A 13,958-nucleotide genomic window follows, 5' to 3' on the forward strand; every position below is an offset into this window, starting at 1 on the left:
TTTGTTTTCCATTTTTATTGTCTTAGTTAAGGGAATTCGCTGCGCAATGTCAGATATTCAGGATACGGATCGCGAACAAGAAATACTCGATAGCGCTGTTGCAGAAGGCGGTGCTTATGAAATATTACGTAAACGCCTGACAGACCAAGGGCAACAACTGCATCAAAAAGCCGCACAACTTAATGAAATGCGGTTGGATGAATTTGGTCAAAGCCAAATGGATATTATTGGTCGTATTCGCATTCGTACTGAAAATAATTGCCAAGCAAGGGATATTGTCCGCGTCGGTGAATGGCTTTTATTTGGCTATAACGTATTCCTCGGCCTAAAAAAAGAAACACACCTCGAAGATGTATTTTCACTATATCGGTTAATTGAAAACAACGATGAGTTTGATGTTGAAGCCGTCCCTTATGAAGAAACTTTCTTAAATGATAATCGCTTTGTTCAAGACTTTACTGAACTCTATACCTATTATAAGAACACACAGTTACTGCAACTTGTTGAACGGGACGGCAAACTTCTCGCTAGCTTTCAAATTGGCGATCGCATCACGGATGTGCGAGTTTTCCGCTGGTCAATCTCCAGCGACAAACGCAAAATTGAGTATATTGATAACCGGGGTGAACGCGATATTGCCCTCCCACCTGCTTATGATTTTGAATGGCAAAAAACCACGCGGGAAGACACCGTTAACGGCCGATACCCTCACATCAATGTTCTTGACACTGTATTCATAGAAACTATTGGTGGTGATTTAACCATCAAATGTGAAAATAATACTGAAGATGGTTTAGGGATTTACCGAGAAGCAGTTCTTGATAAAAACCAATCTTTAGATGACGCACAAATTGAATATGCACAAACTGGCAGCCTAATTCTCTTAAAAGTTTTACCTTATCGGGAAGAAACTTGGCGTTACTTGGTTTACAACACACTCTCTCAATCCGTACAACGTATTGATGCTATTGGGCAAGCATGTGTCCAGCTACCAGAAGACCACGGTATTATTTTCCCTGGCGGCTACTACTTACAAAATGGTGACTATAAAACGTTTGAGCAATCTATGGATGGAATGCGTTTTCGCCGTTTGCGTCGTTCTCCAAATGGAGAGGATGTCCTATATGTTTTCTATTCACCAAATCAAGGACGCATTGCCCTATTCAATTATAATTTAATTGAACGCACACTTTCGGTTCCACTTATTGGCCATGGCTATGCCATGCTTGAAGATGGAAAAATGGTGTTATTTGAAGGTGAAGGGGAAGAAGCGACTCGCGTTCACCCTATGCAAGTTTGGCAGACCCCATTTTACTCAGAAGAATTTGCCGACCAACAGCCAACTCGTAGCGGTTTTTTAGGGCGTATAGGCAATGCAGATTTAGTTCGGGGCATTTCTGAAATATTGAATATTTCCAAAGAAATAGAAGGCAGCCAAATTTCCATCGCTCGCTACGAGCTACTCAGCCAACAAGCGAAGAATTTACTGGATATTTATTACTGGTTTGGTGATGAACAATGCTTTGGTATTGGCAAATTGCTCAAAGAAATCACCCAAACAAGTGAGCTCGTTCTTGATGAATATGAAAAGGTCGAAAGCATACGACAGCAATCTGCCAAATCAATGAATGAGGCCATCAGCCGCCAAAAGTCACTACTTTCACTGACGTTGCCTGAAAGTTGGGCTGATATTCAACAATTTGTTGATGGCTTAAATGCCCTAAGTGCTCAGCGCGGGCACTTGATTTCACTACGTGAATTTCGCTATATGGATTTAGAAAAGCTTAGCGAAATGGAAAGTGAAATAGAGAAAAATCAACAGTATGTCTCACAAGAGACCGCTGTCTTTCTCGCTAGCGATAAAGCATTACAGCCCTTTAAAACACAATTAACTGTTTTCGAAGAACAAATAGAAAAAGCCCAAAACAGTGCTCAGCTAGACATTCCAATGAAAGATATGGAAAAAATGTCTACTGATTTAGATATGCTATCAAACTTAATGGCTTCACTGAGTTTCAACGATGTCACACAACAAACTCACATTATTGATGCTATTTCGCAAATCTATGCTCAGCTAAACCAATCTCGAGCTCGTTTACAACAAAAACGAAAATCGCAAAGCAGCGTGGAAACTGTTGCTCAATTTGGCGCACAATTCCGGCTGTTCAGCCAAGGCATTACCAATGCCCTGTCTCTTGCCACTGATCCTGAGCGTTGTGATGATCAGCTATCAAGATTACTTGTTCAGTTAGAAGAACTCGAAAGCCAATTTAGCAATCATGATGAATTTCTTGATGATATCTTGGCTAAGCGGGAAGAATTACTCGAAACATTTGAATCACATAAACAAGTTCTTATTGATGACCGCCAGCGCCGCGCACAAAATTTAGTTACTGCGGCTGATCGTCTACTAGACAGCCTGCAACGACGAACAGCCCGTTTACAGTCTCAAGATGAACTCAATGCCTTCTTTGCCTCAGACCCTCTAGCGCTTAAAACACGTGAAATAATTGAAAAATTAAGGGAAATTAACGATAACGTTAAAGCTGATGACATTGACGCACGTTTGAAATCCTCTCGGGACCAAGCCATTCGAGTTTTGCGTGATAAAACAGATATTTTTGAAGATGGTGGAAATGTCATTAAGCTCGGGCGTCACCGGTTCAGCGTAAACACCCAAGAGCTTGACCTTACTATTTTACCCAAAAATGAACAACTCTGGGTTTATCTCACAGGAACAGACTTCCAAGAACCCATAGAAAATGAACAATTATCACAGCTCAAACCTTATTGGAGCGCTTCATTAGAATCTGAGTCTGATACGGTTTACCGTGCCGAATACCTCGCTTATTCAGTTATCTATGCCGCAACAAAACGCCAAGATGGGCTAGATTTTGACATTCTAAAAAACGCATTAACATCAACAGAAAAACTTGAAAAAATTGTCCGTGATTTTGCGAGCCCACGTTATAAAGAAGGCTATGAGAAAGGTATTCATGACCACGATGCAGTCGCTTTACTGAAAAAACTACTGCCACTCGGTGAAAGTGCAGATTTATTACGGTATAGCCCAACAGCCCGTGCTATCGCAGCTATTTATTGGGAGCAAGTTCAAAACGACGATTTCCCCGCTTTATGGCCTGAACGTGCAAGAACAGCTATGAATATTCACCAATTATTCCATAATGACAATGCACTGATTGACCTACAAGCTGAAATCGAAGCGGGGATTAGCTTATTTTTACACGATAACCCCATTCAATGCCAAGCCTATGAGCAAACCCAAGCCGCTGAATATCTTAGTTTTGTATTAGCAAGAACCCCAATAGAGCTCGTCTATAGCAAGTACGCCAGGGAGTTAGTTTTAGCGCTCCAGAGCCGCTTAGAAGACGCTCATATGTGGGGTGATTTTAATCGCTCACAACAAAATTTAGGCACTCGCTACGCTCAGCGCTGGTCATTAGTTCAAAACTGGCTACAAGGGCTGTGCTCAACCCCTGAGTTTGCTGACCTTGTTCCATACATACCGGGTGCTATTGCCATTATTATCTTAGATAAAGTCGCTTCTGCTCGTTTTAGTGAAGCTGATCTTTACTTTAAGGTTAGTGGGTTGCTCGGGGAACACCCGACCATTGAAAACCAAACTCTAGCACTGAGTTTAGATAACTACTTCAGTCGTATGCGTGGTCAAAGGAAGCGATTCATTCCCGAATTTCGTCAGTACCAAGCGCTGCGCCAACAGATTGTGACTGAAGAACGTAGTCGTTTAAAACTGCATGAATATAAAGCAAAGCCACTCAGCTCTTTTGTACGTAACAAACTGATAAACGACGTCTATTTGCCTATCATTGGCGATAATATGGCAAAACAAATTGGGGCTTTAGGGGAAGGTAAACGCACTGACCTCATGGGGCTGCTATTAATTATTTCACCGCCCGGGTACGGTAAAACCACATTAATGGAATATGCCGCTGACCGTTTAGGGCTAATTTTTATGAAGGTCAACGGCCCAGCTCTTGGCCATGATGTACTTTCTCTTGATCCTGAACAAGCACCCAACGCAACCGCAAGACAGGAACTAGAAAAACTCAATCTAGCTTTAGAAATGGGTAATAATGTGATGCTATACGTTGATGATATTCAGCACACACACCCTGAGTTTTTGCAAAAATTTATTTCCTTATGTGATGGGACACGGCGTATTGAAGGAGTTTGGAAAGGCAAAACCAAAACATATGACATGCGGGGTAAAAAATTCTGTGTCGTTATGGCAGGGAATCCATACACCGAATCTGGGGAAGTATTCCGCATTCCAGATATGCTAGCAAACCGTGCGGATATTTATAACCTTGGTGAAGTGCTTGGTGGTATGGATGAAGCATTTGCTTTGAGCTATATCGAAAACAGCCTGACATCAAACCCAGTATTAGCCCCTCTTGCATTACGAGATCTAAACGACCTGTACTTATTTGTCGATAAAGCGATGGGCAAATCCGTCTCTACCAATACCTTAAGTTACCCATACTCTGATGCTGAAATTAATGAAATCACTTCGGTAATCAGCAAGTTAATTAAGTTACGGGATGTTGTATTGAAAGTGAATCAACACTATATCGCTAGCGCAGCGCAATCCGATAAATACCGGACAGAGCCTGCATTTCGCTTGCAAGGTAGTTACCGTAATATGAATAAACTCAGCGAAAAAATCTCTTCAGTGATGAATAATGATGAACTTGAAAGATTACTCGATGACCACTACTTGGGTGAAGCACAGCTTCTCACAACAGGTGCAGAAGAGAACTTACTCAAACTGGCTGAACTGCGTGGTACATTAACAGAAAAAGATTCTGCACGGTGGCAACAAATCAAGAAAGACTTTATGCGTAACAAATCGTTAGGTGGAGATAATTCAGATATTGGTGATCGGGTTGTTGGCCAGCTAGCGTCACTTGTTGAAAGTATTCAAGCACTAGGCAACCACTAATGAGCTATTTATCAGGGTATCCTCGCGTTAAGTTATTAACCTCAATTGTTGCAATTTTTATTATTGTTCAATCGGTTAATAGCTTAACTGCTGGCGGACTAACCCAGTTTGGGCTAGTTCCACGTACAGAATGGGGCTTACTCGGTATCTTCTTCGCTCCATTTATTCATGGAAGCTGGGAGCATCTACTCAGCAATTTGCCCCCATTTATCATCTTAAGCGCATTATTGCTTCATCGCACCATCAAAGCTTACATATTGGCATCACTGTTTATCATTATTGCGGGTGGATTAGCAGTTTGGCTCATTGGTAGGAATGCAGTTCACATCGGCGCAAGCGGGTGGGTTTTTGGTTTATGGGGGTTGTTAATTGCTCAAGGCTTCTTCCGTCGAAACTGGGTTGATATCGCTATCGCATTATTAGTGCTGTTCTATTTTGGCACAATGGCGAGTGGCTTGTTACCGACTCACTTATACATTTCAACGGAATCTCATATAGCGGGGGCTATTGCTGGGGCTATCTATGCATGGCTGAGTCATCGTTACCATCAAAAAACCAATAATCGCTCACCTTAAATTAGCACCATCACAATTATGACTCACTTTTTATGCTTTATTTAAATTTATGTATCTTTTTATGTGATCGTGGTTCATATATTAACAGTTAACCACAAATTAACTATTTATTAACATTGCAATAATGATAGTCTCGAAAAATAATAACAACATGGGACTCAATAAATGAAAAAACACCTCATCTCAATCGCTATTGTTCTAAGTTTAAGCTCCTTATCACTGTCATCATTTTCTCAATCAACTCAAATTAAAATTGAACGAGATAATTATGGCGTCCCTCATATTTATGCCAATGATACTTATAGCCTGTTCTATGGGTACGGCTATGCTGTGGCACAGGACCGATTATTCCAAATGGAAATGGCCAAACGCAGTACCCAAGGTACTGTTTCTGAAGTATTAGGTAAGGATTATATTTCTTTTGATAAAGAAATCAGAAACAACTATTGGCCTGATTCTATCCATAAACAAATCACTCAGTTACCCTCCCAAGAACAAGATATTTTAAGAGGGTATGCAGATGGTATGAATGCATGGATTAAACAAATCAATACTAAACCAGATGACTTAATGCCAAAACAGTTCATTGACTATGATTTTTTGCCATCCCAATGGACGAGTTTTGATGTTGCTATGATTATGGTCGGTACAATGGCAAACCGCTTTTCCGATATGAATAGTGAAATTGATAATCTAGCATTACTCACTGCGCTTAAAGATAAGTATGGTGAACAATTGGGAGTAGAGTTCTTTAACCAAATTAATTGGCTTAATAATCCCAATGCGCCAACAACAATATCATCAGAAGAGTTCACCTATTCAGATTCACAAAAAACAAAAAATATATCTCAATTGAATCAAATTAGTGATTACCGACTTACTGCTCCCATGTTTGAACGCACAGCCAAAGATACAACTGGAAAAGTCATTGCGCTTTCTTCTCAAGAAAATAATGCGTTAATCGCTAAGCAATATGAACAAAGTGGTGCGAATGGGCTAGCTGGCTATCCAACCACCAGCAATGTTTGGCTTGTTGGAAAAACAAAAGCTTCTGGCGCAAAAGCCATTTTACTTAATGGCCCACAGTTTGGTTGGTTTAACCCAGCCTATACATACGGTATCGGCTTACATGGGGCAGGGTTTAATATTGTCGGAAATACACCGTTTGCTTATCCCGCGATTTTATTCGGCCATAATGGACATATATCTTGGGGTTCTACCGCTGGGTTTGGTGACGGTGTTGATATATTTGCAGAACAAGTTTCACCTGAAGACCCGAATAGCTACTTCCACCAAGGGCAGTGGAAAAAAATGCTTTCTCGCCAAGAGACATTGAATGTAAAAGGTGAACAACCCATTACTTTTGAAATATACCGTACTGTGCACGGTAATGTGGTTAAACGAGATAAGACAACTCACACCGCCTACAGCAAAGCTCGCGCATGGGATGGCAAGGAGCTTACATCCTTAATGGCTTGGGTAAAGCAAGGGCAAGCGCAAAACTGGCAGCAATGGCTAGACCAAGCACAAAATCAAGCACTGACGATCAATTGGTATTATGCAGATAAAGATGGAAACATTGGCTATGTCCATACCGGACACTACCCCGATCGCCAAATAAACCATGATCCTCGTTTACCAGTATCAGGCACGGGAGAATGGGACTGGAAAGGTATACAACCTTTTGCTAATAACCCAAAAGTGTATAACCCCAAATCAGGTTATATCGCCAACTGGAATAACTCCCCAGCTAAAAATTACCCCGCTAGCGACTTATTTGCCTTCTTATGGGGCAGTGCAGATAGGGTGACAGAAATCGATAACCGCATTGAAGCCTATGATAAGTTAACGGCTGATGATATGTGGGCGATTTTACAGCAAACTAGCCGTGTCGACCTTAATCATCGCTTATTTACACCATTTCTAACTCAAGCGACACAAGGTTTGCCATCAAATGACAGTAGCGTCAAATTAGTGTCCATGCTCCAGCAATGGGATGGCATAAACCAGTTATCAAGTGATAGAAAACATTATATTCACCCAGGGTCTGCTATCCTCGATATCTGGTTAAAAGAAATGCTTAAAGCCACCCTAGGCCAAACCGTCCCTGCTCCATTTGATAAATGGTACCTAGCGAGTGGTTATGAGACGACACAAGAAGGCCCAACAGGGTCATTAAATATCAGTACAGGTGCAAAATTACTGTATGAATCTCTCTTAGAAGATAAATCCCCCATACCTCAGTCTATCGATTTATTTTCAGGACAACCGCAGAATGATGTTATTAGAAAGGCTTTGAATACCACTTACCAAAAAATGATAGAAAAATACGGTGATGACCCGGCTAATTGGCAAACACCAGCCACGGCATTAACCTTCCGTGAAAATAATTTTTTTGGTATACCACAAGCCTTACCTCAAGAAAATTTCCATCAAAATGAATACCATAATAGGGGAACTGAAAACGACTTAATCGTGTTTACCGAAGAAGGGGTGAGTGCATGGGACGTTGTAGCTCCAGGGCAAAGTGGCTTTATCTCCCCGCAAGGAAAACCTTCGCCTCACTACCAAGACCAACTCGCTTTATATCAGCAATTTGGTAAGAAACCGTTATGGCTTAACAGCGAAGAGCTGGCGCCACATATTGAGTCAACTGAAACACTAATAATTGAGAGATAATACTATTATTAAGCTAAATACCAAGGTATCTCGGTATTTAGCTTTTAACCTTCACACGATACACACAGCGCCCAGCTCCATTTAATAAGTACTGTTCGCGTTCAATGCTACCATTATCACCCACAATCTCACTGAACAACGTCAATTCTGAACGACAAAAGTTTTGGCAAGCAGTGGCTGCTGCACAAATTGGACAATGGTTTTCGATAAACAACCAACTGTCACCATCTTGCTCAACCTTCGCCATATACCCTTCTTCGCTACGCACTTCAGCCAATGCTTCAAGCCGCTCAGCTAATGGTAAATTTTTACAGCGGGTTAAATATTTTTCTCGGCTTTCCATTTCCCTTTGGTTAATCAGCTTTTCTAGGCCTTCATCGCCAAAAATAGTACGAACGGAATCAATCAATTGAAGAGCAAGCTGTGCATGTGTATCCGGAAAACGTTGATGCCCCAACTCCGTTAACACCCAATTTTGTCGAGGTCGTCCTGCCCCTGTTTGCGATAAGCACTGCGCCCCCTCAACTAACCCTAATGACGTCAGTTTTTGGATGTGCTGCCTTGCCGCTTCTCCGGTCATATTTAAATCATTTGCGATCACAGCGGTAGAAATTGGCCCTTTAGTTTTGATACAAAAAAGAACCTTATCCACGGCCTGTGTCAAATTTAAATTATCAAAGTAATTACTTGCATTAATCATTATGCGACTCTATTATCCAAGCTATTACTTGGATAATACCTCTTTTTCCACTATTCCGTCTAGCGGGTCTCTCTTATGAGCAATGAAACATCAACCATACCTCAAGCCAAATGGGCTGATTTACTCAGTGGCACTAATGCATTACTCACTATTGCCCTAACTGGAGGTGTTGCACTACATGCTATCAATATTTATATCGTAACAACCATATTGCCTAGTGTCGTTAACGATATTGGTGGTCTCGAATATTACGCATGGAATACCACTTTATTTGTAGCAACATCCATTGTCGGTTCAGCGCTTTCCAGCAAGGTATTAGACCGTTTTGGGCCTAAATATTCCTATTTATTCGCACTTATTCTCTTCTCTTTGGGGTCTATTTGGTGTGCAGCATCCCCATCAATGCTGGTATTACTTGGTGGCAGAGCATTGCAAGGGCTGGGTGGCGGTATTCTATTTGCTCTTAGCTATGCATTAATTCGCATTGTTTTTACTGAAAACTTATGGTCCCGAGCCATGGGCGTTGTTTCGGGTATGTGGGGAATAGCAACACTCTGTGGCCCTGCAATTGGGGGGATTTTTGCAGAAAGTGGCCACTGGCGTTGGGCATTTTGGGCTTTACTGCCTGTCGCTGTTTTTCTCGCACTCATTGTCATCAATCAACTTCCTAAAAAGCAAACTCAAGCACCAAAAACCAGCAAAGTTCCATTCTTAGCGATTTCTTTGTTAGTGATATCCGTTCTTGCTATTTCAATTGGAAGTTTGTCTGAAAGTTTATTTATAAACCTTATTGGTTTGTTAATTGGCCTAGCCATACTGCTGACTATTGCCTTACTTGATGGCAAAAATGACAGACGTTTATTACCAACTGGGTCCTATTCACTCAAAAGCCCACTTGGCGTCATATTTTTAACCATGTGTTTGTTAGTTGGAGGCATGACAACAGAAATTTATGTCCCATATTTCTTACAAACCATCCATCAGTTTTCTCCTCTCACTGCGGGTTATTTAACGGCAATAATGGCTGCAGGTTGGACCATCGGGGCGCTCTTTAGTGCCAATAAAACGGGGGCGATTGTTATCCGAATTATTCGAATAGGGCCGGTCATCATATTGATGTCTTTAATTGTTCTTGCTGTTTTAACGCATAATCAACAGCTTATTGAGTCATGGCCACTATTCGTTATTTATCTCATCGCCATGGCTGGGGTGGGACTAGGGATCGGAGTGTGTTGGCCTCATCTCGTATTGCGAGTTTTTAAAAATGCGCCAGAGGGAGAGGAAAACCTCGCATCATCATCCATTATTACTATTCAATTGTATGCAACCGCACTATCTGCCGCCTTAGTGGGAGTTGTCGTCAATAACAGTGGGTTAATTACCCCCGGGGGGATCGCGGGAGCACAACAAGCGTCAATCTGGTTATTCACTCTATTTGCGATTAGCCCATTACTCGCAACTATATTAATCCGAAAAATAAAATAAAGTGTAAAAGGGAGCCTAAGCTCCCTTTTAGATAAAAAATCACTCTAATGAGTTTGGTAATCCCTTTTGCGAACGTAAAAAATAAGGCAGAACAATAATACTGATCAGCAAAACAAAAATAGTTGCCACCATCACCCCTAAGAATGCATGATCAAAAGCAATATTGGCCTGATTTATCAATGCAGATGCATTATTGGCTGGCAGTGATTCAGAAACTAATAAGGCCTCATCAATACTGTCATAAACTTTATCACTGACAGTTATACCTTCGGGCAGTGATAGTTTTAACGTATAGATAGCACTCATTAGTCCCCCCATAAACGTTACGCCTAAAACACTGCCAATTTCATAAGCAATTTCTTCAATTGACGCTGCCATGCCCGCTTTTTCATCAGGGGCATTTAACATCACTGTCGTTGATGCCGTCGTGAATATTGCACCAAGACCAAAACCTATCAAAAAGAGGAATGAAAGTAACAGAATACCTGTCGAGGTTTGGTACACCATCGTTAAACCAACGACACCCATTAATGTACAAGTAAACCCGAAAACAGTGAGTTTTACTTCACCAAATTTATGAAGACACATACCAGCCAATGGTGCAGCTACCACCGAAGCCAATGGAATTGGAATGATATATAACGCTGCCTCAAACGGGGTATAACCCAAAACCAGCTGTAGACGTTGACTTAGTAATAACTCGACACCAACAATAACTACAATGGATAAAACCGCCATCATCAGCCCTGCATTGAATTTAGGGTGCTTTAATAGCGTGAAATCAATCATGGGTGATGTAGATTTAATTTGTCGATTTCTAAATACCACCAAAAATAAAACCCCAATCACGCCTGAAACCAATACTGCTGGCCAGTCTGTATAAGGTTTACCAAGCTCCTTCAACGCATAAATAACGCCAATTAGACCAATTAAGACTAAAATAGAACCTAAAATATCAATTTTTTTATCACTGTTACCACCGCATTTAGGGATCAAATAACACGCAAACGGAATAACCAATAAAACAACCGGCACATTAATGAGAAAAACAGAGCCCCACCAGAAATGATTAAGTAAAACACCGCCAATCAATGGGCCAATTGCCGCCCCACCTGACGCAACTGCTGACCATATTCCAATAGCGAGAGCTCTTTCTTTCGGGTCTAAAAAAACATGTCTTACAATCGCAAGAGTGGCAGGCATACTTACTGCGGCACCTACAGCCAAAAAGCCGCGAGACAAAATCAAACTTGTTGCTGTTGGTGAAAATGCAGCACACAATGAAGCCATCCCAAACAGAGGCAACCCCAACAAAAACATTTGCTTGTGACCGACTTTATCACTTAGCATCCCTGCCGCAGGTAATAAACCAGCGACCACCAGTGGGTAAGCATTCATTATCCACAGTTTTTCAGATGACGTAGCGCCTAAGTCATGGGTTAATTTAGGTAAAGCGGTATACAGTACAGTGACATCAATAACGATAAGAAATAGTACACTTGAAACTAATAGAAGCACTATCCAGCGCTTATAATCGGTTAACATAAAATTCTCTCAATGAGTTTATTTGATCATGATTTCTGTGCTGATCGTGCTACAATATAAATCCATACGCGCGTATTGAAAAGGGGTTTTTCTAAATGGGACGTCAACGAACAATCGATAGAGAAAAATTACTTGATGCCGCTGAAGACATTGTTCTACAGCAAGGTGCTACAGCACTCACAATCGATGCAGTCGCCAAAGCAATGGGGATTTCCAAAGGCGGTGTTCAGTACTGTTTTGGCAATAAAGATGCCTTAATCGATGCAATGTTTGAGCGTTGGGGCCAGTCCTATGATGAAATTTTCAATCAAACAATTGAACAAGATAACTCCCCCGAAGGGAAAATTTTTGCGCATATGCAAGCGACCCACCAGCACGACAAAGTCTCGATGGCAAAAGGCGCTTCTTTAATGGCATCCTTATTACAAACCCCTGAATATCTGGAAAGTACGCGTACTTGGTACCGTGAACGGCTTGCTAAGTTAGATACCTCAACAGAAAAAGGTAAACAGGCCAGAATTGTTTTTCTAGCCACTGAAGGCGCTTTTATGCTGCGCTATATGGGATTCATGGAAATTGATGATAATGAATGGCAATCTATATTTAGTGATTTGGAAAGTTTATTAAAAGGCCAGTTTTAGTCTCTTTTTTTGATATCGATAATAACTCCACTCCAATAAACTAAAAATAAGAAATAAAATGGAGATAATTTAAAATGAAAGTAAATGAATTAAAATCACTTATAGAGACAAATAAAAACAATAATTTTATTAATAATAAGAAACCATTTATCTATAATATAAAAGAAAAGCCCATTAACACTGACTGTGTAGCTTCATTAAAAAAGAAGTTTGAAGAGTTAGATAGAAAAACAGGCAGTTTTAAAAAAACACAAACGAATAAACCACAAAACCATATAAAAAAAGAATTATTAGAATACGACAATTACGCTTTTGGAAATGATTTGAAGAAAAAAAACCTTTACTTTATTTACAGTTCGCCAGACTCAAAAAAAATAGAGCTAATACACAATCATAATGAGAACAAAATAAATAGTGACAATGCAATTTTTATCAATATGTTTAGTTTATTAAAAAATGAAACTGATGGTTCCATATATAAAATACATGACTTTATCATTAAAATTGCAAATAAAAATAAAGAATTATCAACAAATCATAGCCAATTTACTCATATCATAACCTTAGCCAATGGGAGGAATGTATTAATAGAAAAATATAAAAAACAAAGTAAATATTCATGTTATTAAAAATAAAAGATAAACCCGGAAAATGTAGATTTCCGGGCTATTCTTATTATCTATATTACGAATTTATTTTTCTAAGATGCTTATATATTGTCGCTGAACTAATCCCTAATTCGACAGACACAATTTTATGCGCAGCAGAAAATTCAAACATACCACAGTCATGTAATTCTTTAATAATCTCAAAGTTTTTATTTTTACTTGGAATGTTTTTATTTGAATAAATAGTGTTCTTTATCGGCTCAAGATGATCCATAATTAATTTATTAACATCTTGCGAAAAGTTTTCATTTTTAGAATTGTTCCCCCCGCCCATCAAATCAACCATCGCATTCATTGGCATATCTAATGCCCAATTCATACAAACCATACCAATCGGCTGGTTATCTAAATTCACAATTAAGGTTGAAGACGAGCGAAATGGGCGAATACTTTTAGTATTAAAATACACTTCCCAAGATGAATGATTCTTTTTAAAGCCAGCTAATTTCTCTAGCGCAATATTCGTTGCAGGAGCTCCAAGTGTTCTCCCTGTTAGATGGCCATTAGCAATGTGGATCACGGAACTGTGTAAATCTTCAAAACTATGCAAAACAACTTCGCAATATGGCCCCAAAAACTCACCGAGACACTCAATCATAGGGGTGTATGACTGCAATAATTTTCGATCTTGCTCAGTAAAAACATAATTAATATTCATATCCATACTCAACAACCCACTGA

9 protein-coding genes are annotated in these 13,958 nt (G+C 40.1%); 6 read left to right on the top strand and 3 right to left on the bottom strand.

Features of this window, described 5'->3' with window-relative positions; translation table 11 throughout:
- Positions 1 to 46 precede the first annotated feature (46 nt).
- The 3 genes from M1E86_RS00075 (at position 47) to M1E86_RS00085 (ending at position 8,238) form a co-directional block, all read left to right on the top strand.
- The gene (locus M1E86_RS00075) at positions 47 to 4,984 is read left to right on the top strand and encodes a DNA repair ATPase (protein ID WP_213913831.1); all 4,938 of its coding nucleotides are present in this window, start codon (positions 47 to 49) and stop codon (positions 4,982 to 4,984) included.
- Positions 4,984 to 5,559 carry a rhomboid family intramembrane serine protease gene (locus tag M1E86_RS00080; RefSeq protein ID WP_213913833.1) on the top strand — a complete coding sequence of 192 codons (576 nt, stop codon included), beginning with the start codon at positions 4,984 to 4,986 and terminating at the stop codon, positions 5,557 to 5,559. Before M1E86_RS00075 ends, M1E86_RS00080 begins: the two co-directional genes overlap by 1 nt.
- A 165-nt stretch (positions 5,560 to 5,724) precedes the next feature.
- Positions 5,725 to 8,238 (top strand): penicillin G acylase, encoded by a 2,514-nt coding sequence (locus M1E86_RS00085; protein ID WP_213913835.1) that lies wholly within the window; start codon positions 5,725 to 5,727, stop codon positions 8,236 to 8,238.
- 37 nt (positions 8,239 to 8,275) lie between these two features.
- Here the strand turns inward: M1E86_RS00085 and M1E86_RS00090 are convergent, their stop codons facing one another.
- On the bottom strand, positions 8,276 to 8,938 hold the full coding sequence (locus tag M1E86_RS00090; protein ID WP_125893807.1) for a helix-turn-helix transcriptional regulator: 663 nt from the start codon (positions 8,936 to 8,938) through the stop codon (positions 8,276 to 8,278).
- Between the two features lie 75 nt (positions 8,939 to 9,013).
- On the opposite strand from M1E86_RS00090, the gene M1E86_RS00095 reads away from it, so the two are divergent.
- Positions 9,014 to 10,423: an MFS transporter gene (locus M1E86_RS00095; RefSeq protein WP_248467302.1), complete on the top strand. Its 1,410-nt coding sequence runs from the start codon at positions 9,014 to 9,016 to the stop codon at positions 10,421 to 10,423.
- A 39-nt stretch (positions 10,424 to 10,462) separates the two neighbouring features.
- On the opposite strand, the gene M1E86_RS00100 is transcribed toward M1E86_RS00095, so the two are convergent.
- Complete coding sequence (locus tag M1E86_RS00100) at positions 10,463 to 11,968, bottom strand: MFS transporter (RefSeq protein ID WP_213913836.1); 1,506 nt, start codon at positions 11,966 to 11,968, stop codon at positions 10,463 to 10,465.
- 95 nt (positions 11,969 to 12,063) lie between these two features.
- Here M1E86_RS00100 and M1E86_RS00105 point away from each other — a divergent pair, with 95 nt between their 5' ends.
- Together M1E86_RS00105 and M1E86_RS00110 are read left to right on the top strand one after the other, a co-directional pair.
- Positions 12,064 to 12,609 (top strand): TetR/AcrR family transcriptional regulator, encoded by a 546-nt coding sequence (locus M1E86_RS00105; RefSeq protein WP_213913837.1) that lies wholly within the window; start codon positions 12,064 to 12,066, stop codon positions 12,607 to 12,609.
- A gap of 74 nt (positions 12,610 to 12,683) precedes the next feature.
- Entirely contained in the window at positions 12,684 to 13,238 is a 555-nt protein-coding gene (locus M1E86_RS00110; protein ID WP_213913838.1) for a hypothetical protein, read from the top strand.
- 55 nt (positions 13,239 to 13,293) lie between these two features.
- On the opposite strand, the gene M1E86_RS00115 is transcribed toward M1E86_RS00110, so the two are convergent.
- Positions 13,294 to 13,941 carry a helix-turn-helix transcriptional regulator gene (locus tag M1E86_RS00115; RefSeq protein ID WP_213913839.1) on the bottom strand — a complete coding sequence of 216 codons (648 nt, stop codon included), beginning with the start codon at positions 13,939 to 13,941 and terminating at the stop codon, positions 13,294 to 13,296.
- Positions 13,942 to 13,958 lie beyond the last annotated feature (17 nt).

The organism is Providencia sp. PROV200 (genome assembly GCF_049901995.1).
Taxonomy (GTDB): domain Bacteria; phylum Pseudomonadota; class Gammaproteobacteria; order Enterobacterales; family Enterobacteriaceae; genus Providencia; species Providencia rettgeri_E.

Bases quoted from the DNA above. Each gene is read 5' to 3' on its own strand.
- M1E86_RS00075 (WP_213913831.1), top strand. From the start codon at position 47: ATGTCAGATATTCAGGATACGGATCGCGAACAAGAAATACTCGATAGC.
- M1E86_RS00080 (WP_213913833.1), top strand. From the start codon at position 4,984: ATGAGCTATTTATCAGGGTATCCTCGCGTTAAGTTATTAACCTCAATT.
- M1E86_RS00085 (WP_213913835.1), top strand. From the start codon at position 5,725: ATGAAAAAACACCTCATCTCAATCGCTATTGTTCTAAGTTTAAGCTCC.
- M1E86_RS00090 (WP_125893807.1), bottom strand. From the start codon at position 8,938: ATGATTAATGCAAGTAATTACTTTGATAATTTAAATTTGACACAGGCC.
- M1E86_RS00095 (WP_248467302.1), top strand. From the start codon at position 9,014: ATGAGCAATGAAACATCAACCATACCTCAAGCCAAATGGGCTGATTTA.
- M1E86_RS00100 (WP_213913836.1), bottom strand. From the start codon at position 11,968: ATGTTAACCGATTATAAGCGCTGGATAGTGCTTCTATTAGTTTCAAGT.
- M1E86_RS00105 (WP_213913837.1), top strand. From the start codon at position 12,064: ATGGGACGTCAACGAACAATCGATAGAGAAAAATTACTTGATGCCGCT.
- M1E86_RS00110 (WP_213913838.1), top strand. From the start codon at position 12,684: ATGAAAGTAAATGAATTAAAATCACTTATAGAGACAAATAAAAACAAT.
- M1E86_RS00115 (WP_213913839.1), bottom strand. From the start codon at position 13,941: ATGGATATGAATATTAATTATGTTTTTACTGAGCAAGATCGAAAATTA.